20 protein-coding genes are annotated in these 20,705 nt (G+C 71.3%); 9 read left to right on the forward strand and 11 right to left on the reverse strand.

Annotated features, from left to right (window positions below):
* Positions 1–236: 236 nt before the first annotated feature.
* From VJ693_RS16110 to VJ693_RS16150, 9 genes are all read left to right on the forward strand, one after another.
* Positions 237–1,439, forward strand: a complete 1,203-nt coding sequence (locus tag VJ693_RS16110; protein ID WP_324155730.1) for a substrate-binding domain-containing protein — start codon at positions 237–239, stop codon at positions 1,437–1,439.
* Between the two features lie 52 nt (positions 1,440–1,491).
* Positions 1,492–3,003 carry a PHB depolymerase family esterase gene (locus VJ693_RS16115; protein ID WP_324155732.1) on the forward strand — a complete coding sequence of 504 codons (1,512 nt, stop codon included), beginning with the start codon at positions 1,492–1,494 and terminating at the stop codon, positions 3,001–3,003.
* Positions 3,004–3,008: 5 nt separating this feature from the next.
* Complete coding sequence (locus VJ693_RS16120; RefSeq protein WP_324155733.1) at positions 3,009–3,767, forward strand: ABC transporter ATP-binding protein; 759 nt, start codon at positions 3,009–3,011, stop codon at positions 3,765–3,767.
* Positions 3,768–3,837: 70 nt separating this feature from the next.
* Entirely contained in the window at positions 3,838–4,584 is a 747-nt protein-coding gene (locus VJ693_RS16125) for an ABC transporter ATP-binding protein (protein WP_324155735.1), read from the forward strand.
* Between the two features lie 73 nt (positions 4,585–4,657).
* Positions 4,658–5,650 carry a branched-chain amino acid ABC transporter permease gene (locus VJ693_RS16130; RefSeq protein ID WP_324155737.1) on the forward strand — a complete coding sequence of 331 codons (993 nt, stop codon included), beginning with the start codon at positions 4,658–4,660 and terminating at the stop codon, positions 5,648–5,650.
* A gap of 5 nt (positions 5,651–5,655) precedes the next feature.
* The gene (locus VJ693_RS16135; protein WP_324155738.1) at positions 5,656–6,753 is read left to right on the forward strand and encodes a branched-chain amino acid ABC transporter permease; all 1,098 of its coding nucleotides are present in this window, start codon (positions 5,656–5,658) and stop codon (positions 6,751–6,753) included.
* Between the two features lie 12 nt (positions 6,754–6,765).
* Complete coding sequence (locus VJ693_RS16140) at positions 6,766–8,907, forward strand: D-(-)-3-hydroxybutyrate oligomer hydrolase (protein WP_324155740.1); 2,142 nt, start codon at positions 6,766–6,768, stop codon at positions 8,905–8,907.
* A gap of 21 nt (positions 8,908–8,928) precedes the next feature.
* Positions 8,929–9,771 (forward strand): alpha/beta hydrolase, encoded by an 843-nt coding sequence (locus tag VJ693_RS16145; RefSeq protein ID WP_324155741.1) that lies wholly within the window; start codon positions 8,929–8,931, stop codon positions 9,769–9,771.
* A 91-nt stretch (positions 9,772–9,862) separates the two neighbouring features.
* The gene (locus VJ693_RS16150; protein WP_324155743.1) at positions 9,863–10,234 is read left to right on the forward strand and encodes a hypothetical protein; all 372 of its coding nucleotides are present in this window, start codon (positions 9,863–9,865) and stop codon (positions 10,232–10,234) included.
* Positions 10,235–10,243: 9 nt separating this feature from the next.
* Here the strand turns inward: VJ693_RS16150 and VJ693_RS16155 are convergent, their stop codons facing one another.
* The 11 genes from VJ693_RS16155 to asd form a co-directional block, all read right to left on the reverse strand.
* On the reverse strand, positions 10,244–11,635 hold the full coding sequence (locus tag VJ693_RS16155) for a S8 family serine peptidase (RefSeq protein ID WP_324155744.1): 1,392 nt from the start codon (positions 11,633–11,635) through the stop codon (positions 10,244–10,246).
* Entirely contained in the window at positions 11,632–12,303 is a 672-nt protein-coding gene (locus VJ693_RS16160; protein ID WP_324155746.1) for an anti-sigma factor family protein, read from the reverse strand. The genes VJ693_RS16155 and VJ693_RS16160 overlap by 4 nt, the downstream gene beginning before the upstream one ends.
* The gene (locus VJ693_RS16165; RefSeq protein ID WP_324155747.1) at positions 12,300–12,890 is read right to left on the reverse strand and encodes an RNA polymerase sigma factor; all 591 of its coding nucleotides are present in this window, start codon (positions 12,888–12,890) and stop codon (positions 12,300–12,302) included. Before VJ693_RS16165 ends, VJ693_RS16160 begins: the two co-directional genes overlap by 4 nt.
* Positions 12,891–12,944: 54 nt before the next feature.
* A complete protein-coding gene (locus VJ693_RS16170) occupies positions 12,945–13,574 on the reverse strand; it encodes a tripartite tricarboxylate transporter substrate-binding protein (protein WP_324155749.1) in 630 nt (209 codons plus the stop codon).
* Between the two features lie 43 nt (positions 13,575–13,617).
* Positions 13,618–14,631 (reverse strand): tripartite tricarboxylate transporter substrate binding protein, encoded by a 1,014-nt coding sequence (locus VJ693_RS16175; protein WP_324155751.1) that lies wholly within the window; start codon positions 14,629–14,631, stop codon positions 13,618–13,620.
* A 101-nt stretch (positions 14,632–14,732) separates the two neighbouring features.
* Positions 14,733–15,809 (reverse strand): porin, encoded by a 1,077-nt coding sequence (locus VJ693_RS16180; RefSeq protein ID WP_324155753.1) that lies wholly within the window; start codon positions 15,807–15,809, stop codon positions 14,733–14,735.
* 32 nt (positions 15,810–15,841) lie between these two features.
* Positions 15,842–16,669, reverse strand: coding sequence for a metal-dependent hydrolase (locus tag VJ693_RS16185; RefSeq protein ID WP_324155754.1), 828 nt, complete (start codon positions 16,667–16,669; stop codon positions 15,842–15,844).
* A gap of 1 nt (position 16,670) precedes the next feature.
* A complete protein-coding gene (locus VJ693_RS16190; protein ID WP_324155756.1) occupies positions 16,671–17,642 on the reverse strand; it encodes a tripartite tricarboxylate transporter substrate binding protein in 972 nt (323 codons plus the stop codon).
* A gap of 125 nt (positions 17,643–17,767) precedes the next feature.
* Complete coding sequence (locus VJ693_RS16195; RefSeq protein WP_324155758.1) at positions 17,768–19,018, reverse strand: LysR substrate-binding domain-containing protein; 1,251 nt, start codon at positions 19,016–19,018, stop codon at positions 17,768–17,770.
* Between the two features lie 11 nt (positions 19,019–19,029).
* Positions 19,030–19,734, reverse strand: coding sequence for a hypothetical protein (locus VJ693_RS16200; protein ID WP_324155759.1), 705 nt, complete (start codon positions 19,732–19,734; stop codon positions 19,030–19,032).
* A gap of 17 nt (positions 19,735–19,751) precedes the next feature.
* Positions 19,752–20,606 (reverse strand): archaetidylserine decarboxylase, encoded by an 855-nt coding sequence (gene asd / locus VJ693_RS16205; RefSeq protein ID WP_324155761.1) that lies wholly within the window; start codon positions 20,604–20,606, stop codon positions 19,752–19,754.
* Between the last annotated feature and the right edge of the window lie 99 nt (positions 20,607–20,705).

Below are 20,705 nucleotides of genomic sequence, written 5' to 3' on the forward strand. Positions count from 1 at the left end.
GGCGCCCGGGCATTGTCCGAATGCCGGACAGTGCCGAGCGAGACTGTCCGGTGAACGGGCATGTCCGGCCTTGCTGTCCGGAATCCGGCCAGCATCGCTGTGGCGCCTTGCCAGTGAGCCCGGCAGGCCACCAGAGGGAGCGCTCGGTGTTTACCCCGGGCGGTCGCATTCCGGCACAGGCGTTGCACCAAGCTGGGTTCATCGATGCGCCCACAACGAACACCGGATACCCCTGCATGACCCGCCGAGCCCTGCTTGCCACCTCGCTTTCCGTCACCGCGCTGGCCTTGTTGTCGGGCTTGCCGGCCCACGCGGCGGGCAACGAGATCCGCATCGCCCACATCTACAGCAAGACCGGCCCTCTTGAGGCCTATGGCAAGCAGACGGCGGTCGGCTTCCAGATGGGGCTGGATTACGCGACTGGCGGCACGATGACCGTGGCCGGCAAGAAGCTCGTCGTGATCGAGAAGGACGACCAGGGCAAGCCGGACCAGGGCAAGAGCCTGCTGGCGGCGGCCTATGGCGACGACAAGGCCGACATCGCCGTCGGGCCGACCTCGTCGGGCGTCGCGCTGGCGATGCTGCCGGTGGCCGAGGAGTACAAGAAGATCCTGCTGGTCGAGCCGGCGGTGGCCGACTCGATCACCGGCGACAAGTGGAACAAGTACATCTTCCGCACCGGCCGCAACTCGAGCCAGGACGCAATCAGCAACGCCGTCGCGATGGACAAGGCCGGCACCCTCATCGCGACGCTGGCGCAGGACTACGCCTTCGGCCGCGATGGCGTGAAGGCCTTCAAGGACGCGCTGAAGAACGCGAAGATCGTCCATGAGGAGTACCTGCCGCAGACGACGACCGATTTCACCGCCGGCATCCAGCGCGTGGTCGACGCGCTGAAGGACAAGCCGGGGCGCAAGATCGTCGAGGTGATCTGGGCCGGCGGCACGCCGCCGTACAACGCGCTGGCCGCGCAGGAGCTGGCCAAGCGCTATGGCATCGAGGTGTCCTCGGGCGGCAACATCCTGCCGGCGATGGCCGCCTACAAGGCCTTCCCCGGCATGGAAGGCGCGACCTACTACTACTTCGGCATCCCGAAGAACCCGGTCAACGAGTGGCTGGTGGCCAACCACTACAAGCAGTTCAAGAACCCGCCGGATTTCTTCACCGCCGGCGGCATGAGCGCGGCGATCGCGGTCGTCGAGGCGCTGAAGAAGACCGGCGGCGACACGGCGACCAACAAACTGATCGCCACGATGGAGGGCATGAGCTTCGAATCGCCCAAGGGCAAGATGAGCTTCCGCAAGGAAGACCACCAGGCGATGCAGAGCATGTACCACTTCAAGATCAAGGTGGACCCGGCCTTCGCCTGGGGCGTGCCCGAGCTGGTGCGCGAGATCAAGCCGGACGAGATGTCTGTGCCGATTCGCAACAAGCGCTGACGCAACAGCGGGAACCGAGCCGTCCCGCGCCCACACTCCAAGGAGACAAGCCATGAAGACTCCCGCCGTCAAGGCGGGTGGGGTCGCGGCGTTATTCGTCGCCGCGTTCGCCACCTTCGCCACTCCCACCGTCCTGGCCGCCGTCGTCGCCCTGCCGGCACTGAACATCGACAAGAGCCAGGTCACGGTCTCGGGCCTGTCCTCCGGCGGCTTCATGGCCAATCAGCTCGGCTATGCCTACGCGTCCACCTTCAAGGGCGTCGGCGTGTTCGCGGGCGGCCCGTACATGTGCGCCGGCCACAGCAACTACACGGCCTGCATGTACAACGCCAGCATCACGAGCGCCATGCTTAATACGATGCAGGCCGACCTGAACAACTGGAGCGGCACGGCCAACGACGCGCTGGCCAACGTCGCGAGCCAGAAGGTCTTCATGTTCGTCGGCACGAGCGACTACACCGTCGGCCCGATTCCGATGAATGCGGTGCAGACGCAGTACACGAACAACGGCGTCAGCGCGGCGAACCTGAGCTACGTGCAGCGCAGCGGCACCGCACACGTCTTCCCGACCGATTTCGATGCGACCGGCAACAACGCCTGCTCGTCGAGCACCTCGCCCTACATCAGCAACTGCGGCTACGACGGTGCCAAGGCGGCGCTGACCAAGTTCTACGGCACGCTGAACGCCCGCAACAACGCGCCGGCCGCGGCCAACTACATCGAGTTCGACCAGACGCCGTTCACCGCCGGCAACCCCGGCATGGCGGCCAGCGGCTGGGCCTACGTGCCGTCCAACTGCGCCGGCGGCGCGAGCTGCCGGCTGCACGTGGCGCTGCACGGCTGCCAGCAGAACGCCGCGACGATCGGCGACAAGTTCGTCAAGAACACCGGCTACAGCCGCTGGGCCGACACCAACAACATCGTCGTGCTGTTCCCGCAGACCAAGGTCGACAACACCAGCCGGCAGACCTCGGCCAGCGGCTCGCTGGCCAACCCCAACGGCTGCTGGGACTGGATCGGCTGGTACGGCAGCAACTTCGCGCAAAAGGCCGGCACGCAGATGGCGGCGCTCAAGGCCATGGTCGACCAGGTCTCGTCCGGCTCGGGCGGTGGCGGCGGCTCGCTGCCCGCGCCGACCGGCGTGGCCACGTCGAATGCGACCGACACGACGATGACGATCGCGTGGGGCGCGGTCAGCGGCGCGGCGGGCTACAACGTGTTCCGTGGCGGTGCCCAGGTCAACGCCTCGCTGGTCGGCGGCACGAGCTACGTCGACTCGGGCCTGTCGCCAGCCACCACCTATTCGTGGACCGTCGCGGCCGTCGATTCCGCCGGCGCGCAAGGTGCCGTGTCCAGCGCGGCCAGCGGCACGACCACCGGCGCTGCGCCCGTCTGCTACACGGCCAGCAACTACGCCCACACGACGGCGGGCCGCGCCCATCAAAGCGGCGGCTACGCGCTGGCCAACGGCTCGAACCAGAACATGGGCCTGTGGAACGTGTTCGTCACGACGACGCTGAAGCAAACCGGGCCGAACTACTACGTGATTGGCACCTGCTCCTGAACCGAATGCTCGAGACCAGAAACCTGACCATCCGCTTCGGCGGCCACGTGGCGGTGGACCATGTGTCCTGCGCCTTCGCGCCGGGCACGCTGACCGCCATCGTCGGCCCCAATGGCGCCGGCAAGACGACCTACTTCAACCTGATCTCGGGCCAGCTGCCCGCCAGCGAGGGCCAGGTGCTGCTCGACGGCATGGACATCACCGGCCTGCCGGCGCCGCTGCGCACGCGCCGCGGCCTGGGCCGGGCCTTCCAGCTCACGCAGCTCTTTCCCCACCTGAGCGTGCTCGAGAACGTGCGGCTCGCCGTGCAGGCGCGGCAGGGTGGCGGGCTGAACCTCTGGCAGGTCTGGCTGGATCGCAAGGACTGGATCGAGGAGGCGCGCGAGATCCTCGCCACCGTGCGCCTGCTGGACCGGCGCGATGCCGCCGCCGCCAGCCTGCCGCACGGCGACCAGCGCAAGCTCGAGGTGGCGCTGCTGATGGCGCTCGAGCCGCGCGTCTACTTGTTCGACGAGCCGACCGCGGGCATGAGCGTCGACGAGGTGCCGGTCGTGCTGGACCTGATCCGTGTGCTCAAAGGCCGCAAGGACGCCACCATCCTGCTCGTCGAGCACAAGATGGACGTGGTGCGCGAGCTGGCCGACCGCATCATCGTGCTGCACAACGGCGCACTGGTGGCCGACGGCGACCCGGCCACGGTGATCGCTTCCGACGTCGTCCAGCAGGCTTACCTCGGCACCGCGCCGGTCGAGGAGGCGGCATGAGCTGCGCCCGGCCGCTCCGAAGCAGCTCGCTCCCCCTCGGGGGGACGGCGCGCAGCGCCAAGGGGGCTGCATGACGGACCTGCTCGTGCTGCAAGGCGTCCATACCCACATCGGGGCGTACCACATCCTGCACGGCGTCGAGCTCGCCGTGCCCGAGGGCCAGGTGACGATGCTGCTGGGCCGCAACGGCGCCGGCAAGACGACCACGCTGCGCACGATCATGGGCCTGTGGGCGGCCAGCCAGGGAAGCCTGCGCTTCCAGGGGCGGCAGATCGGCGGGCCGGGCGGGCAGCTCGCCACGCCCGACATCGCGCAGCGCGGCATCGCCTACGTGCCCGAGAGCATGGGCATCTTCGCGGACCTGACGGTCAAGGAGAACCTGCTGCTCGCGGCCCGCGCGGCGCGCCGCGAGGAAGACCTCGACAAGGCACGGCTCGATTGGCTGTTCGGCCTGTTCCCCGCGCTGCACAAGTTCTGGCTCTACCCAGCGGGCAAGCTCAGCGGCGGCCAGAAGCAGATGCTGGCCGTGGCGCGCGCCATCATCGAGCCGCGCGCGCTGCTGCTGATCGACGAGCCGAGCAAGGGGCTCGCGCCGGCCATCATCAACAACCTCGTCGCGGCGTTCAGCGAGCTCAAGCGCCAGCGCACGACCATCCTGCTCGTCGAGCAGAACTTCATGATGGCCAAGGCGCTGGGTGACCGCGTCGCGGTGATGGACGACGGCCGCGTCGTGCACGCCGGCCCCATGGCCGAACTGGCCGAGGACGAGGCGCTGCAGCACAAGCTGCTGGGGCTGTCGCTGGGGGCGCACCAATGAACGCCGCCGGGCCGCTCCCAAGGCGTTCGCTCCCCCTCGGGGGGACCGGCGCGCAGCGCCGTAGGGGGCGCCTATGAAGAGCATCCCCAAGGCCGCCTTCGACTGGAAGCCGCTCGCGCTGCTGGCCGTGCTGGCGCTGGCGGCGCTGCCGGCGATCGGCTCCGGCGCCACCTGGCTCACGCTGACGATCGCCGGCCTCGCGATGGGCCTGATCGTCTTCATCATCGCCTCGGGCCTGACGCTGGTCTTCGGCCTGATGGACGTGCTGAACTTCGGCCACGGCGTGTTCATCGCCTTCGGCGCCTTCGTCGCCACCAGCGTGATGGGTGGCATGGCCGACTGGACCGGCAGCGCCTCGGTCTGGCAGAACCTCGGCGCCGTGTTTGCCGCGATGCTGGCCGCGATGGCCGTGGCCGGCGCGCTCGGCTGGGCCTTCGAGCGGGTCATCGTGCGCCCGGTCTACGGCCAGCACCTGAAGCAGATCCTCATCACGATGGGCGGCATGATCGTCGGCGAGGAGCTGATCAAGGTCATCTGGGGCCCGGCACAGATCCCGCTGCCGCTGCCCGAGACGCTGCGCGGCGCCGTGCTGCTGGGTGATGCGGCGGTCGAGCGCTACCGCCTGCTCGCGGTCGCGCTCGGCCTGGTGGTCTTCATCTCGATGCTGTGGGTGCTCAACCGCACCAAGCTCGGCCTGCTGGTGCGCGCCGGCGTGCAGGACCGCGAGATGGTCGAGTCGCTGGGCTACCGCATCAAGCGGCTGTTCGTCGGCGTCTTCGTCGCCGGCTCAGGCCTGGCCGGCCTGGGCGGCGTGATGTGGGGCCTGTACCAGCAAAGCGTGGTGCCGCAGATCGGCGCGCAGGTCAACACGCTGCTGTTCATCGTCATCATCATCGGCGGGCTGGGCTCGACGCTGGGCTGCTTCGTCGGTGCGCTGCTGGTGGGCCTGATGGCCAACTACACCGGCTTCCTGGCACCCAAGGTGGCGCTGTTCTCGAACATCGGGCTGATGGTCGCCGTGCTGCTGTGGCGGCCGCGTGGGCTGTATCCGGTCACGAACAGGTAGGCGCCATGCTCGATCGCATCCTTTCCCACGACCTGCCGCGCAGCCGCGCGCTCGCGGTGGCCCTCGTGCTCGTCGTCGCGCTGCTGGCGATCGAGCCCTTCCTCTTCCCCGGCGCCAAGGCGCTGAACGTGGCGGCGAAGATGCTCGTCTTCGTGCTGCTGGTCGCGAGCTACGACCTGCTGCTGGGCTATACCGGCATCGTCAGCTTCGCCCACACGATGTTCTTCGGCATCGGCGCCTACGGCGTGGCGATCGCCTGTTCACGCGCCGCAGGCGACGAGGGCGTGGCCTGGGGCGCGGTGCTCGCCGGGCTGGCGGTCGCGCTGGTGCTGTCGCTGGCCTTGAGCCTCGTCATCGGCCTGTTCAGCCTGCGCGTGAAGGCGATCTTCTACGCGATGATCACGCTGGCCGTCGCCGCGGCGTTCCAGACGCTGGCCTCGCAGCTGTCGGAGCTGACCGGCGGCGAGGATGGCCTGAGCTTCAAGACGCCCGCGTGGCTCTCGCCCTCGTTCGAGCCTTTCGACGAGCCGGTCTTCGGCCTGCTGATCGACGGCAAGGTCATCGCCTACTACGGCCTGTTCGTCGCCGTCGTGCTGGCCTTTCTCGCCCTGCTGCGCATCGTCAACTCGCCCTTCGGCCGCGTGCTGCAGGCGATCCGCGAGAACGACTTCCGGGCCGAGGCGATCGGCTACCGCACGGTGGTCTACCGCACGCTCTCGAACGTGCTGGCGGCGCTGTTCGCCACGCTGGCCGGCGCGCTGCTGGCGCTGTGGCTGCGCTACACGGGGCCGGAAACGACGCTGGGCTTCGAGGTGATGCTCGACGTGCTGCTGATCGTCGTGATCGGCGGCATGGGGACGATGTATGGCGCCGTCATCGGCACGGTGCTGTTCGTCTTCGCGCAGAACTACCTGCAGGACGCGTTGAAGTGGTTCGGCGGCGAGGGCGGTCTCGTCGCCGGCGTGCCATTGCTCGGCCCGCTCGTCTCGCCCGACCGCTGGCTGCTGTGGCTGGGCGTCGGCTTCGTGCTGTGTGTGTATTACTTCCCGAGCGGCGTGGTGGGCCGCCTGCGCGCTCGGGTTGCTTCCAACGAATCGGCCTGAGGAGTGGATCCCATGAACCGTACCGTCACCGCGCTGGCCGCGGCCGCCACCCTGGCTTGCGGGGTCGCCCACGCCGCGCCGCCGAACCAGCGCCCGCCTGTCTTGCGCGGGCCGATCGCCGAGACCGCCTACGACGGCGTCACCGACGACCTGCTGACCGGTGGCCTCGGCAAGACCGGCCTGCTCGGCGCTGCGCCGGCCTTCGTCGACCCGCTGCACCCGACGCCCGCCGAGCTGCGCCGCAATGCGATCCACACCAACTACCGCGCATTGGTCGACTACACCGTCGCCGGCGGCTTCACCGTGTTCTACGGGCCCAACATTGACGTGAACGGCAACGACACGCTGGGCGAAGGCAAGGTCGCGGGGCGCGAGTACCTCGTCTGGGCCGACGATGGCAGCGGCGCGCAGAACGTGACGCTGATGGTGCAGGTGCCCGACAGCTTCAGCCCCGACGCGGCGTGCATCGTCACCGCCACTTCGTCCGGCTCGCGCGGCATCTACGGCGCGGTCGGCTCTGCCGGCGACTGGGGCCTGAAGCACGGCTGCGCGGTGGCCTATGCCGACAAGGGCTCGGGCAACGGCCTGCATGACCTGATGACGAACGCGGTGACGGCGCGCGACGGCACCCTGGGCGATGCCACCACGCTGGGCATCGAATCGCAGTTCACCGCGGCCGTCAGCGACGCCGACCGCGCCGCCTTCAACGCTGCCACGCCGAACCGCGTGGCCTACAAGCACGCCCACTCGCAGCAGAACCCCGAGAAGGACTGGGGCCGCAACACGCTCGATGCCGTGCGCTTTGCCTTCTACGTGCTCAACGAGCGTTACGGCCCGCTCGACGGCCAGGGCGTGCGCCGCGCGACGCTGAACACGAAGAACACGCTGGTGATCGCCAGCAGCGTCTCCAACGGCGGCGGCGCGGCACTGGCGGCGGCCGAACAAGACACCGAGGGCCTGATCGACGGCGTGGCGGTTACCGAGCCGAACGCCCAGCCGCGCCACACCAAGAAGCTGACGATCCGCCAGGGCACGACGACGATCCCGACCATCGGCCGGCCGCTGACCGACTACTTCACCTTCGCCAACGTCTACCAGCCTTGCGCGCTGCTGTCGTCGCAGGCCGGGCTGTCGCTGCATGTCGCGTTCTGGCCGCCGGCGTACACCGCGTCGGCCGAGAACCGCTGCGCCGCGCTCGCCGCCAAGGGCCTGGTCAGCGGCGCGACCGTGGCCGAGCAGGCCGACGACGCGCTGGCCAGGATGCTGGCGTACGGCTGGCAGCCGGACAGCAACTTCCTGCAGCAGTCGCATTTCCGCTTCGCGACCAACGCGATCGCGGTGACCTACACCAACACGCACGGCCGCTTCAGCGTGCTGGACAACCTGTGCGGCTTCAGCATGGCCAACACCGACGCGAGCGGCAACGTGATCGCGCAGGTGCCGGCGGCGCAGGCAGGCATCTTCTCGACCGGCAACGGCGTGCCGCCGACCACCGGTGTCAACCTCGTCTACAACGATTCGGTCGGCGGCGCGAAGCTCGACTTCCTCGCCACCTCGCCGAGCACGGGCACGGCCGATTTCGCACTCGACGGCGCGCTGTGCCAGCGCTCGCTCACCACCGGGCGTGATGCGGTGACCGGCGCCAAGCTCAGCGGTGACATGAAGGCCAAGTCCGACCGCGTGCGCGCCGGCATCGGCGAGGTGCAGCTGACCGGCCACCTGCACGGCAAGCCCACGCTGATCGTCGCCGGCCGCAGCGACGCGCTGGTGCCGATCAACCATGCCTCGCGCGCCTACTTCGCGAAGAACCAGGCCGGCGGCTCCGGCAGCGACAAGGCAGGCAACACACGCTACATCGAGGTCACCAACGCGCAGCACTTCGATACCTTCATCGCGCTCGGGCTGTTCCTCGGCTACGACACCCGCTTCATCCCGCTGCATGTGTACTTCAACCGCGCGATGGACGCGATGTGGGCGCACCTGACCAGCGGCGCGCCGCTGCCGCCCAGCCAGGTGGTGCGCACCGTGCCGCGCGGCGGCGTCACCGGTGCGGCGCCGCCGCTGACAGCGGCCAACGTGCCCCCGATCCAGGCCACGCCCGCGCCAGGCGACCTGATCACGTTCAGCGACAGCACCTTGTCCATTCCTGATTGAGCCGAACCGGGAGTGCCGGCGATGACCGACTTCGTTTCACGCTACCTGGTCTGCGAGGGCCGCGAGATCCACTTCACCGAGTGGGGCGCGCAGCACGACGAGGTGGTCATCGCCTGGCACGGCCTGGCGCGTACCGGGCGCGACATGGACGACATCGCGGCCCACCTCGCCGGCCGCTACCGGGTGATCTGCCCGGACACGATCGGCCGCGGCCTGTCGCAGTGGAGCCCGCAGCCTGCGCAGGAGTACTGCCTGCGCTTCTACGTGGCGCTCGCCACCTCGCTGGCCGATCAGCTCGGGCTCGGGCGCTTCCACTGGCTCGGCACCTCGATGGGCGGGGCGATCGGGCTGCGCGCCGCGGCCACCACCCTGCGCGGTCGCATCCGCACGCTGCTGCTCAACGACATCGGCCCGCGGCTCGCGCCACCGGCGGTCGAGCGCATCCGCACCTACGCCGGCAACCCGCCGGCCTTCGCGACGGTGGGCGAGCTGGAGCGCTACTTCCGCACCGTCTACGCGCCCTACGGCTTCCTCACCGAGGCGCAGTGGCGGCGCCTGACCGAAACCTCGGTGCGCCGCCTGCCCGACGGCCGCGTGACGCCGCACTACGACCCGGCGATGGTGCGCCAGTTCATCGACCACCCGGCCGACTACGACCAGTGGGAGGCCTGGGATTCGCTGGCCATCCCGGTCATGTGCCTGCGCGGCGAGGCCAGCGACCTGCTGGAGCCCGACGTGGCCCAGGCGATGCGGGAGCGCGGCCCGAAGGCCGAGGTGGTCGAGGTGGCCGGCTGCGGCCATGCGCCGGCGCTGAACGTCCCCGCGCACTACGCGCTGGCCGAGCGCTGTTTCGCGGCCGGCTGAATCGCGACAACCTTTCGCCGCCCCGGCTGCACCTACCGACGACAGCTGCCCGAACGGTTCGGGCAGCCTCGCATCGACAAGGAGCAACCGAATGAAGAGCATGACGCGCAAGCAGTTTCTGGGCGCGCTGGGCGGCGGCACGGTGGTGTTGTGGCTGCAGGCCTGCGGGGGTGGCGGCGGCAGCGACGGCGGTGGCATGGGTGGCGGTGGTGGCGGTGGCCTGAGCTGCGGCGCCGGCAGCGCCAACATCTCGGCCAACCATGGCCATTCGCTGACGATCAACGAGGCAGACCTCGACTCGACCACCAACAAGACCTACAGCATCATGGGCTCGGCGGGCCACGACCACACCGTGACCTTCACGCCGGACCAGCTGGCGATGCTGAAGGGCAAGCAGAGCGTGACGGTGACCTCGACCACCACCAGCGGGCACAACCACACGGTGACCGCGAGCTGCGCCTGACGGGCGTGTTCAGCGGCGCGCGGCGCGGCGGGTCTCGATCGACGCCAGCGCGGCGCTGGCGTTCAGCCGCGCCGGCCCGCTGCCGTGCTCGAGCAACGCCGCGCCGAGGGTGGCGCGGTCCAGCCGCGGGTCGGCGGCCAGCAGCAGGGCCGCGACGCCGGTGACGTGCGCCGCGGCGATCGACGAACCCGAGGCGTAGTCGTACCGCCCGCCCGGCTGCAGCGTCAACACGTCGCGTCCCGGCGCGGCCAGCACGTCCGCTGCGGCCGGGTCGATCTCGCCGGCCACGCCGGCGGCGATCACGCCCGGGGTGCCGGTCGGAAAGCCGCCGCGCCGGCCGTCGGGCGGCAGCGCGCCGACGACGATCCGGCCCTGGCGCAGCAGTTCCGCCAGCAGCCGGTCCAGCAGCGGATCGCGCGGGCCGCCCAGGCTCAGGTTGACGATGCGCGCCTGCGTCGCCAGCACTGCGGCCAGCGCCTTGGCCAGGGTGAACGAGTTGCAGCGCGCGCCGCCGGTGTTGGCCGGGCCGCCCGCGGCACCGCGCGGCCAACAGGCGCAGAAGATCTCGAGTTGGGCCTGGGGCGCGATGCCGACGATGCCTTCGCCGTTGTTGCCGACGGCGGCGATCACGCCCGCCACCGCGGTGCCGTGACGGTCGGCATCGGCAGTCCGCCCGGCGGGGCCGGCGCTGTCGCCGACCAGGTCGTGCTGGGCTGCGACGCGCCCCAGCAGATCCGGGTGGTCGAGCGCGGCGCCGGTGTCGACCACCGCGATGCGCACCCCGGCGCCGGTGCTGAGCCGGTGCGCCTGCGCGGCGCCGGTGTCGACGAAGCCGCGCTGCAGGTCCACGTAGGGATCGTTGTAGTAGAGGGGGATCGCCGAACCCGGGAGCGGGCCTTCGTTCCTCGACGGGCCCGGCTCGGGTGCGCTGGTGCTGCCGCGGGTGTCGAAATCCTGCAGCGGCTGAACCAGGCGCACGCGCGGGTCGTGGGCCAGCGTGGCGAGCAACGCGTCGCGCGAGCGGCCGGCCGGCAGTTCGTAGACGACGCAGTGCCAGCCCAGGGCCGCGATGGGCCAGCCCGCGGCCTCGCGCAGGCCATGCTCGTGCGCGAGGGACGCGAGCGCGGCGGCCGCGCGGCTGCCCAGCACGTAGCGCGTGGGCGGCGCGTAGCTGCCCAGGCTGCTGCCGGCGCGGCCGGCCGGGTTCTCCAGCGGGTTGTCGACCGCCAGCACGATGTAGCGGCTGCTGTCGTTGCGCATCGCCTGGGCCGCGGTCGCGCTCGCTTCGGTGCTCGCGCCGCCACCGGGGCTGACGCAGCCGGCACCGGCCAGCGCCAGCAGCGCCAGCGCGGCATGACGGGCGGCGCGCCCGAGGAACTCGGGAGCGGTCGGACGCTTCATGGTGTCGCGGTGATCGGTTCGGCCAGGCGAATGCCCGGCGCGCCGCGCAGGCGCGCCAACACCTGCGCGGGCGGCAGCGCCGCGGCGCCGGGCAGGGGCCCCAGCGCGTAGGCGCCGGCCGCGTTCGGCCCCGCGACCACCTGCAGCCGCTGGGCCTCGAGCAGCGCCTGCCAGTCGGCCAGCCGCATGCCGGCATCGGGCAGCACGCGCAGTGTGGCGGCCGTCGCGGCGGGGGCCAGATCGCTCAAGGTGCGGAAATCACCGTCGGTTCCGGGCCCCGAGCCGAGGTGCAGGCTCATCACGCCCAGGCCCGCCGCCTGCAGCACCACCGCGGCGGCCAGGGCCCAGGTCAGGCGCGAGCCGCGCCCGCCCGGCGCCGGCGGCATCTGCTCGGGCGCATCGTCGAGCCGGGCCAGCAGGCGCCGCAGGCCGGCTTCGGTGTCGGGGTCGTCGGTGGCCGTGGTGCCGGGGCCGGCCTGCGGCGGTGCGGCGCTCTCGGCCAGCGCGGCGTGCAGGCGCTGCTGCCATGCCAACTCGGCGCGGCAGTCTTCGCAGTGGGCCAGGTGCTCGGCGACGATGCGGGCCTGTTCGGGCGTGGCGCGGCCATTGGCCACCCACGGCAGTGTCTCCCAGGCGCGCAGGTGTTCGGCGCGGGGGTCGATGCTCACGATGACTCTCCGGCGCTGCGCGGCGCGTGGCTGGCGGCCAGGTCGGGCAGCAGGTTGCGCAGCTTGACGCGGGCGTGGAACATGCGGGCCTTCACCGTGCCCAGCGGGCACTGCATGATCGCCGCGATCTCCTCCAGCGAGTGGCCGTTGCCGTAGGCCAGCTCCAGCACCACGCGCTGCTCGGTCGGCAGCCGGCGCATCGCCTTGGCGAGCCAGTCGCGCAGCTCGTGGTCGGCCTGCGGGTCGACCGCCGGGTCGTGCCGCTCGAGCCAGTCGGCGCTGTCGATCGCATCGTCCTCGCCATGCTGGCGCAGTGCCTTCAGCGCGCAGCGGTAGGCGATGCCCATGATCCAGGTCGACACGCGCGAGTCGCCGCGGAAGCTGCCGGCCTTCTGCCAGACGATCCAGAAGCAGTCGTTGATGACCTCGTCGGCCACGTCGGCGCGCCGCGTCATGCGAGACAGGAATCGGCCGAGCCGGCGCCGATAGGGCCGGTACAGGGCGGCCAGGGCCTCGCGGTCGCCGCTGGCCATGCGCCGCAGCAGCGCCCGCTCGGCGGGGTCGTCTTCGTAGGAGGCGTGGGTCATCGCCGGTGAGTGTCGCGCGGGGCGCCAAAGGTTGCGAGGCCGGCGCAGATGCACTCAGTCGCCGCCGGGCCGCTCCAAGGCGACTGATCCCTCTCGGGGGGCGACGCCGAAGGCGGCGTAGGGGGCCCTCAGTCCGGCCGGATGCCCGCCTCGTGGATCAGCTTGTCGTAGCGCGCGCTCGCTCGCGAGCAGGCTCGCGAAACGATCGACCGCGCCGGGCGCGGCGAGCGCCTGCTGCACCTGTGCATGCACGCGCGCGACGATGGCCGGCGCCAACCCTGCCGGGCCGACGACGCCGTACCAGACCGAGGCCTCGAAGCCCGGGAAGCCGGATTCGGCGATCGTCGGCACCTCCGGGAGGATGGGGCTGCGCGCCGGGCTCAACACCGCGAGCACGCGCAGCCTGCCGGCGCGCACGTGCGGCAGGGCCTCGAGTGCGTTGACCGCGACGGCCGGCACGTGGCCGGCGATCACGTCGTTGAGCGCCGGCGCGCCCCCCTTGTACGGCACGTGGTTCAGCTGGATGCCGGCGGCGCGCTGGAACAGCTCGCAGGCCAAGTGTGGCGTCGAGCCGTTGCAGGGGCTGCCGTAGGCGATCGAGCGCGGGGCCACCTTCGACGCGGTGATCAGCTTGGCGATCGAATCGAACGGCACCTGTGCGTTCGCCGCGATCACCACCGGCACGCGGCCGACCAGCGGCGGGTGATCAGTGTCATGGTGGTCGTCCTCACTCGGGTTCGAGATTCGCCGCGCGGATCACCTCGCCCCAACGCTTGATCTCGCCGGCGAGCAGCCGCTCGAGCTCGGCCGGTGTGCTCGCGGCCACGCGCATGCCGAGCTGGCCGAGCTTGTCTTTCACCGCGGGCGACGCGACCGCCTCGCGCACGGTGCGGTTCAGCAGCGCGATCACCTCGGGCGGCGTGCCGGCCGGCGCGGCCAGCGCGTTCCACGATGCGACGTTGTAGCCGCCGACGCCGGACTCGATCGCCGTCGGCACGTCGGGCAGCGCCGGGTTGCGGCGGTCCGACGACACGGCGAGTGCCTTCACGACACCCGCACGCACCTGCGGCAGCATCGGCCCGACCATCTCGAAGGCGATGTCGGTCTCGCCGCTGCGCAAGGCCGTCAACACGGCGGGGCTGCCCTTGTAGGGCACGAGCAGGACGTCGAGCCCGGCGACCGTCTCGAACAGCTTGGCTGCCAGGTGCTGGGTGCTGCCGACCGCGATCGTGCCGACGTTGAGCTTGCCGCGGTTCGCCTTCGCGAAGGCGACCACGTCCTTCAGGGACCCGAAGCGGGAGCCGGAGGGCACGAATACGCCGAGGTCGAAGTAGCCGAGCGTGCTGATGCCGGCAAAGTCCTTTTGCGTGTCGTAAGGCAGTTTCTTGAACAGGCCCACGCTGACGGCGTTGGCGTTGCTCATCAGCAGCAGCGTGTAGCCATCGGGCTTCGCCGCCGCGGCCGCCTGGCTGGCGACGATGCTGCCCGCGCTCGGGCGGTTGTCGACAACGACCGCCTGGCCGAGCCGCTGGCCCATCACCTCGGCGACCGCGCGGGCGGTGATGTCGGCGATGCCGCCGGGCGCGAAGGGGACGAGGATCTGGATCGGCCGCTCGGGGTAGCGGCCCTGCGGCCCCTGTGCGGGCGCCAGGGCGGGAAGGGCGGGCAGGGCGGCGCCGGCGGCGAGCCAGGCCAGCGTGCGGCGACGCCGCGGCGATGACAGTGTGCGAAGTGATTTCATGCGACCCCTTTGGCCCTGCGGGCCGTCCCCCCGAGGGGGAGCGAACGCCTTCGGAGCGGCCGGGCGGCGTTCATGGCAGGCGCAGTATCTGAGGCTCCCGCTCAGAAGCGGTGCCTCAACCCCAGGCTGAACGCGGTCTGATCGCCCGGCGTGCCCATGAAGGAGGGTTTGGTGTAGCCGCCGGCGACGCGGTTGTGGTCGACCGCCGCGTAGACATCGGTGCGGCGCGAGAAGCGGTAGCTCGCGCTGACCCAGGCGACCTTGCGCGAGCCCTCGAGCGCGGCACTGCCGGACTGCTGGTCGTCGAAGACCTCGACGCTCAGCGTCGTCGCGCTGCCGAGCTCGACGTTGGCGCCGATCGCGAAGACCTTGTTTTTCTGGGCGCTGACCTCGGCCGAACGCTGCATGTAGCCGGCGAACAAAGCGAAGACCGGATTGAACCGGTAGTTGCCGCCCAGGCCGACGATTCTGCGCGTCTCGGTGCCGGCGCGGTTGTCCATCTGCTGCACGTAGGCGCCCAGCGACAGCGCACCATTCGTGTACCCGGCACCGATCGCCCACGCGCCGTTCGCGCTCGACGAGCCGGCTTGCTCGCCGAAGGTGCGGGTGGCCTGCAACTCGACACCGCCGAGCTTGCCATCCAGGCGCAGCATGTTGTCCTGGCGCGCGATGTGGTGGCTGCTGAACACCGACAGCGCGGTGTTGTTCGGGTTGCCCAGGGGCTGGAAGCGCGCGGCGATCTGGTGCGCGGTCGTGTACTGCCGCCCGAGCGAGACGCCGCCCCAGCCGTTGCGCAAGCCCACGTAGACCTCGCGGCCCCAGAAGCGCGGCGAGGCCGCCTCCTGCCCGTAGTCTGCCGTGGTCGTGCCCTGCTGCGACGCGCCGCTGCCCGGCTCGAAGCCGGATTCCAGCGAGAAGACCGCGCGCAGGCCGCCGCCGAGATCCTCGCTGCCGCGCAGGCCGAGGCGGCTGCCGGTGATCAGGCCGTCGTCCATCGACCAGGCGCCTTCCCCGGCGGCGCCGACGTTGCTGGCGTGGCGCGCCGCGGAGTCGATGAGCCCGTAGATGACGACGTCGGATGGCGTTGCGGCGAGCGCATTCGCCTGGGCCTGGGCGGCGGATGCCGCGCCGAGCGCGACCGCGGCGATGGCGGGAACCGCCGGGTGGATGGACTGCATGGGAGTCTCCGTGCTGGTCGTGGCGAAGGGAATCAGAACGAGATCGACTGGCCGGGCACCGCGACGATGACCTTTATCGCGCCGGTGCCCATGGCGTCGATGAACTGCTGCGCGGTGCCGCGCGCGAGCGGGTTGGCGCCGTAGTGCATCGGAATCACCGCTTTCGGGCGGATCAACTCCTTGACGGCCCAGGCCGCCTCGGCCGGGTCCATCGTGAAGTGGCCGCCAATCGGCACGAGCGCGAGGTCGGGCTTGAAGCGTTCGCCGATCAGCCGCATGTCGCCGAAGGCGGCGGTGTCGCCGGCGTGGTAGATGCGAAAGCCGTTGTCGAGCTCGACGATCCAGCCGACCGGCTCGCCGCCGGGGTGGGCTTCGTCCTGGTTCGACGCTGGGTTGTGCCACACATAGATCGACGAGTGCTCGGCCCGCACGGCGGTGACCTTGATGCCGGGCGCCGGCTCGATCGTTCCGCCCTTGTTCATGCGCGGCAGCAGGTTGACCGGCAGCACGCCGAGTGTCGTCAGCGTCTGGTTCAGATCGCCCGGCGCTCGCAGCGGCACGTTGTACTGCCGCGCCAGCGCCGGCGCGTCGGCAATGTGGTCGAGGTGGCCGTGGCTGACCAGCAGCACGTCGATGCGGCCGAAGGCATCGAGCTGCTTGAACGCCGGCGGCGTCAGCGGATTGGTGCGCAGCCACGGATCGGTGACGATCACCTGGCCCTGGGGCGTCGTGATCTTGAACGCCGACTGGCCGAGCCAGACGACTTCGGCGCGTGGGGCGGCGGGTGGCGCCGTCGGCGCGGCGCAACCGGCCACGAGCGTGATGGCGGCCGCCAACCGAAAGGGAGCGTGGAGGTTCACTTCAATCGGGCCGCACGTTGCCGGCCCGGGCCACCTCGGCCCAGCGCGGGATCTCGCGCCTGATCAGCTCACCGAAGGCCTGCGGTGTGCCGGGCATCGGCGCGGCGCCCTCGGTGGCGAGCTGCTGCATGACCTCGGGCAGCGCGAGCGCCTTGTTGATCTCGGCGTTCAGGCGCGACACGGTCGCGGCGGGCGTGCCGGCCGGCGCGACGACGCCGTACCACTGGTCGGTCTCGAAGCCGGGGTAGCCACTCTCGGCCACCGTCGGCACGTCGGGCAGGGCGGCCAGGCGCTGCGCGCTCGACACCGCCAGCGCGCGCAGCCGGCCGCTGCGCACGTGGGGCAGCACGGCCGGCGAGCCGGTGAAGGTGCAGTCGACCTGGCCGGCGATCACGTCGGTCACCGAGGGCGCGGTGCCGCGGTAGGGCACATGGACCACGAAAACCTTCGCGCGCAGCTTCAGGGCCTCGAAGGTGATGTGCGCGGCGCTGCCGTTGCCGCCGGACGAGTACGTCAGCTTGCCGGGCTGCGCGCGCGCCGCTTCGATCAGCTCTTTCAACGAGCGGATCGGCGAGCTGGCGTTGACCACCAGCACGTTGGGCACGCGGGCGACGTAGGCGACGGGAACGAAGCTCGTCAGCGGGTCATAGGGCAACTTGGGATAGATCGACGGGTTGACCGCGAGCGTGCCGATGTGGCCCATCAGCAGCGTATTGCCGTCCGCCACGGCCTTGGCCGCCTCGCCAGCGCCCAGCGAGCCGCCGGCGCCTGGCTTGTTGTCGATGACCACGTTCTGGCCGAGCGCCGCGGCGAGCTTCGGCGCGATTGCCCGGGCGAGGATGTCGGTGCTGCCGCCGGGGGTGAACGGGACGATCAGGCGGATGGTCTTGGCGCCTTGGGCGCGCGTGGCGATCGGCGCGCAGAGCAGGGCCGCGAGCAGCGCGCGGCGGGTCGAATCGGAGGGATGGGGCATGCGGGCAGCGGTGAAGTCCGTGAGGTCCGTGAGGCCGGTGGGGCCGGTCTGGCGTCAACACGAGAGCATCAGGCCGGCGCGCGCCGGGGACCAGTGCGAGCTGCCCTCCGAGCGTTGCGTTTCGCTTATCGCGGGAGGTCCGCGACGGCTTCGGCCGCGACCTGCCGCAGCGCCGCGATCACCTCGCCGCAGGCCGACGACGCGAGCGCATCGCGCCGCTGCGTGATGCCGATCGCCCGCTCGGAGCCCGGCAGCGGCGGCGAGGCATAGCACAGCAACCCGGCTTGCACGTCCTCGTGCGCCTGCAACGGCGACAGCAAGGCGACGTGGTCTCCCGCCAGCAGGACCGAGCGCAGCACCGTGGTGCTGTGAGCGCGCAGCGCGACGGGAGGGCGCGGCAGGCCGGCCTGGGCGAACAGCCGGTCGAACACCGCGTCGGCCGGCGTGCCCGGCAGCGGTCCGATCCAGGGGTACGGCGCCAGCCGTCGCAGCGATGCACGACGCCCGTCGGCCAGCAGCGGATGGCCGCGTCGCACGACCGCGACGAAGCGGTCGACATACAGCACCTCCTCGGCCAGGTCGCCAGCGCGCGCGTCGCCGCGCAGCGGGCCGACGAGCAGGTCGACATCGGCGTCACGCAGCAGGCGCGTCAGCGATTCGTAGGTGCCGTCCATCACGGTGATGCGCAGCTGGGGCCGCGCGGCGAGCGTGCGCGCCACGGCCTGCGGCACCAGCAGGTCGGTGGCCATCGGCAGCGAGCCGATCGCGACGCGTGATTCGTCGCGGCCGCACCAGCGCGCCAGCTCCTCCCGGCCGACGCGGATCTCGGCATACGCGACCTTGACCTGCTGCACCAGCCACTGGCCCGATTCGTTCAGCCGCGCACCGAGCCGCGTGCGCTCATACAGCGGCACGCGTGCGGCGTGTTCCAGCCGGCGCAAGGCTTGGTGCAGCGCCGGCTGCGAAAGCCCCGCGGCGGCGGCCGCGGCGGCCTCGGTCGGATGCGCCGCGCGAGCGACCAGGGCCTGCAGCAGGCTGTCGCTGACGAGCCGCGGCAAGGACGCAACCGAGGCCGGCGCACCGCGCGAGCGCAGCCCCTGCGCCGCGTCCTGCAACGCCTGCAAGGCACGCTGGACGCGCTGCACCAGCACCTCACCGGCAGCCGTCGGCAGCATGCCGCGCGCGCCGCGCTCGAACAGCGCGACGCCGAAGGCACGCTCCGCCCCTTGCACGGCGCGCGTGACGGCGGCAGGCGACTGGTGCAGCGCCTGCGCCGCGTGCGACACGCCACCGTGTGCCGCGACCGCGGCGACGGCGCGCAGCGCGCGCAGCGGCACGTCGGCCACGAGCCCTGGGGCGGTCGCAACGCGGCCCATCTTTCGAAGACTCAGAACGCCCGCGTGAGGCCGAGCACGGTGCGTGGCCCGGCCGCGTCGCCGACGAAGCGCCGCGCCTCGCCGCTGGCGCCGAGCCGGCTCAGCGAGGCGCGCCAGGCGCCGGCGTGCCAGGCCACCCCGACGTCGGCGTAGCGGTAGTGCGTGCCGGGCCAGTTGGGCAACTCGGCGCTGCCCACGCCGGCGGCGAGCGCCCACCGCGCGGACAGTGGCCAGCGCAGGCCGAGGTCATAGGCGGGATACCAGTGCGAGGATTCGTCGTGAAGCCGGCTGGCCGAGAGTTCGAGCGACACCAGGTCGCGGTAGGCCATGCCCAGCGTGGCCTCGGTGCGGTCGTACTGGCGAACGCCCATGCCGGGGTAGGCGTAGGCACCGAGCCGGCCCTGCAGCTGCCAGTCGGGCGACAAGGCGAGGTAGCCGGCGCCGCGCGCGACGAGCTGGCTGCCGCGGCTGCCTTCGCCGCTGCCCAGCGGCCTGGCGGCGGACAGCGTGGCCGACCAGGTGGCCGCATCCGACACCGCCCCCAGCGCCTGCGCGACCGCGACGCCGGGCCACAGCGAGATGCCGCGCTCGGAGAGATCGCTGCCGAGCGAGACCTCGTCCGACCAGGCGAGCGGCTGGGCGCTGGCCGGCAGGTGGATCGCCCCCAGCCCCATGAGCGCAAGGGTGGCCGAAGTGATGCGCCGAGGGGAGGTCATCGGCACATCGGCAGCCTTCAGGCTGCCATCGCCTCACCAAGGCGGATCGACCGCCCCGGCGCCCACTCGGGGTTGAAGCGCAGGGGGGGCTGGCCCGGCCCGCGCGGCGGGAACAGCATCACCACCGTCGAGCCGAGCAGGAAGCGGCCCATCTCTTCGCCCTGGCGCAGCGTGATCGGCTGATCCGCGTATCGCCATTCGCGCAGGTTCCCCGGCCGCGGCGGGTTGACCACGCCGTGCCAGACCGTGGCCATGCTGCCGACGATGGTCGCGCCGACGAGCGCCAGCACGAACGGGCCGGCCTCGCCTTCGAACACGCAGACCACCCGCTCGTTGCGGGCGAACAGCCCCGGCACGCCGCGCGCGGTGACCGGGTTGACCGAGAACAGCGCGCCGGGCACGTGGATCATCCGCGTGAGCCGGCCGTTGCAGGGCATGTGGATGCGGTGGTAGTCGCGTGGGCTCAGGTACAGCGTGGCGAACGAGCCGTTGCGGAATTGCTCGGCGAGCTGCTGGTCGCCGCCGACCAGCGCGGCGGTGGAATAGAAGTGCCCCTTGGCCTGGAAGATCTGGTCGCCGTTGATGGGGCCGATCTGGCTGATCGCCCCGTCGACCGGGCAGATCAACGGCGCCTCGGCCAGCGGCCGCGCGCCGGCGCGCAGCGCCCGGGTGAAGAAGGCATTGAAGCTCTTGTAGGCCGCGATGTCGGGCTCGGCCGCCTCGCTCATGTCGACCCCGTAGCGCGCGACGAAACGGCGGATGACCCAGGTCGTCAGTGCGCCGGCCTCGCGGCGCGCGAGCGTGCCCATCAGCGAAGTCAGCGCCTGCTTGGGCAGCAGGTATTGCGGCAGGACGCGCAGGCGGTCGGACACGGGTTCCTTCGAGGGGGAGACACTGGGGCACGGATCGCGGGGCGGCCCGACCTTTTCCGTGAAAGGCGGCCATTCTAGGAGTGCGGTCGCCGCGGCGGG

It is taken from the genome of Ideonella sp. (assembly GCF_035254525.1).
Classification (GTDB): domain Bacteria; phylum Pseudomonadota; class Gammaproteobacteria; order Burkholderiales; family Burkholderiaceae_C; genus Ideonella.

What these genes read in the sequence shown, in the direction of transcription:
- VJ693_RS16110 (WP_324155730.1), top strand. Translation starts at nt 237, where the DNA reads ATGACCCGCCGAGCCCTGCTTGCCACCTCGCTTTCCGTCACCGCGCTG.
- VJ693_RS16115 (WP_324155732.1), top strand. Translation starts at nt 1,492, where the DNA reads ATGAAGACTCCCGCCGTCAAGGCGGGTGGGGTCGCGGCGTTATTCGTC.
- VJ693_RS16120 (WP_324155733.1), top strand. Translation starts at nt 3,009, where the DNA reads ATGCTCGAGACCAGAAACCTGACCATCCGCTTCGGCGGCCACGTGGCG.
- VJ693_RS16125 (WP_324155735.1), top strand. Translation starts at nt 3,838, where the DNA reads ATGACGGACCTGCTCGTGCTGCAAGGCGTCCATACCCACATCGGGGCG.
- VJ693_RS16130 (WP_324155737.1), top strand. Translation starts at nt 4,658, where the DNA reads ATGAAGAGCATCCCCAAGGCCGCCTTCGACTGGAAGCCGCTCGCGCTG.
- VJ693_RS16135 (WP_324155738.1), top strand. Translation starts at nt 5,656, where the DNA reads ATGCTCGATCGCATCCTTTCCCACGACCTGCCGCGCAGCCGCGCGCTC.
- VJ693_RS16140 (WP_324155740.1), top strand. Translation starts at nt 6,766, where the DNA reads ATGAACCGTACCGTCACCGCGCTGGCCGCGGCCGCCACCCTGGCTTGC.
- VJ693_RS16145 (WP_324155741.1), top strand. Translation starts at nt 8,929, where the DNA reads ATGACCGACTTCGTTTCACGCTACCTGGTCTGCGAGGGCCGCGAGATC.
- VJ693_RS16150 (WP_324155743.1), top strand. Translation starts at nt 9,863, where the DNA reads ATGAAGAGCATGACGCGCAAGCAGTTTCTGGGCGCGCTGGGCGGCGGC.
- VJ693_RS16155 (WP_324155744.1), bottom strand. Translation starts at nt 11,635, where the DNA reads ATGAAGCGTCCGACCGCTCCCGAGTTCCTCGGGCGCGCCGCCCGTCAT.
- VJ693_RS16165 (WP_324155747.1), bottom strand. Translation starts at nt 12,890, where the DNA reads ATGACCCACGCCTCCTACGAAGACGACCCCGCCGAGCGGGCGCTGCTG.
- VJ693_RS16175 (WP_324155751.1), bottom strand. Translation starts at nt 14,631, where the DNA reads ATGAAATCACTTCGCACACTGTCATCGCCGCGGCGTCGCCGCACGCTG.
- VJ693_RS16180 (WP_324155753.1), bottom strand. Translation starts at nt 15,809, where the DNA reads ATGCAGTCCATCCACCCGGCGGTTCCCGCCATCGCCGCGGTCGCGCTC.
- VJ693_RS16190 (WP_324155756.1), bottom strand. Translation starts at nt 17,642, where the DNA reads ATGCCCCATCCCTCCGATTCGACCCGCCGCGCGCTGCTCGCGGCCCTG.
- VJ693_RS16195 (WP_324155758.1), bottom strand. Translation starts at nt 19,018, where the DNA reads ATGGGCCGCGTTGCGACCGCCCCAGGGCTCGTGGCCGACGTGCCGCTG.
- VJ693_RS16200 (WP_324155759.1), bottom strand. Translation starts at nt 19,734, where the DNA reads ATGACCTCCCCTCGGCGCATCACTTCGGCCACCCTTGCGCTCATGGGG.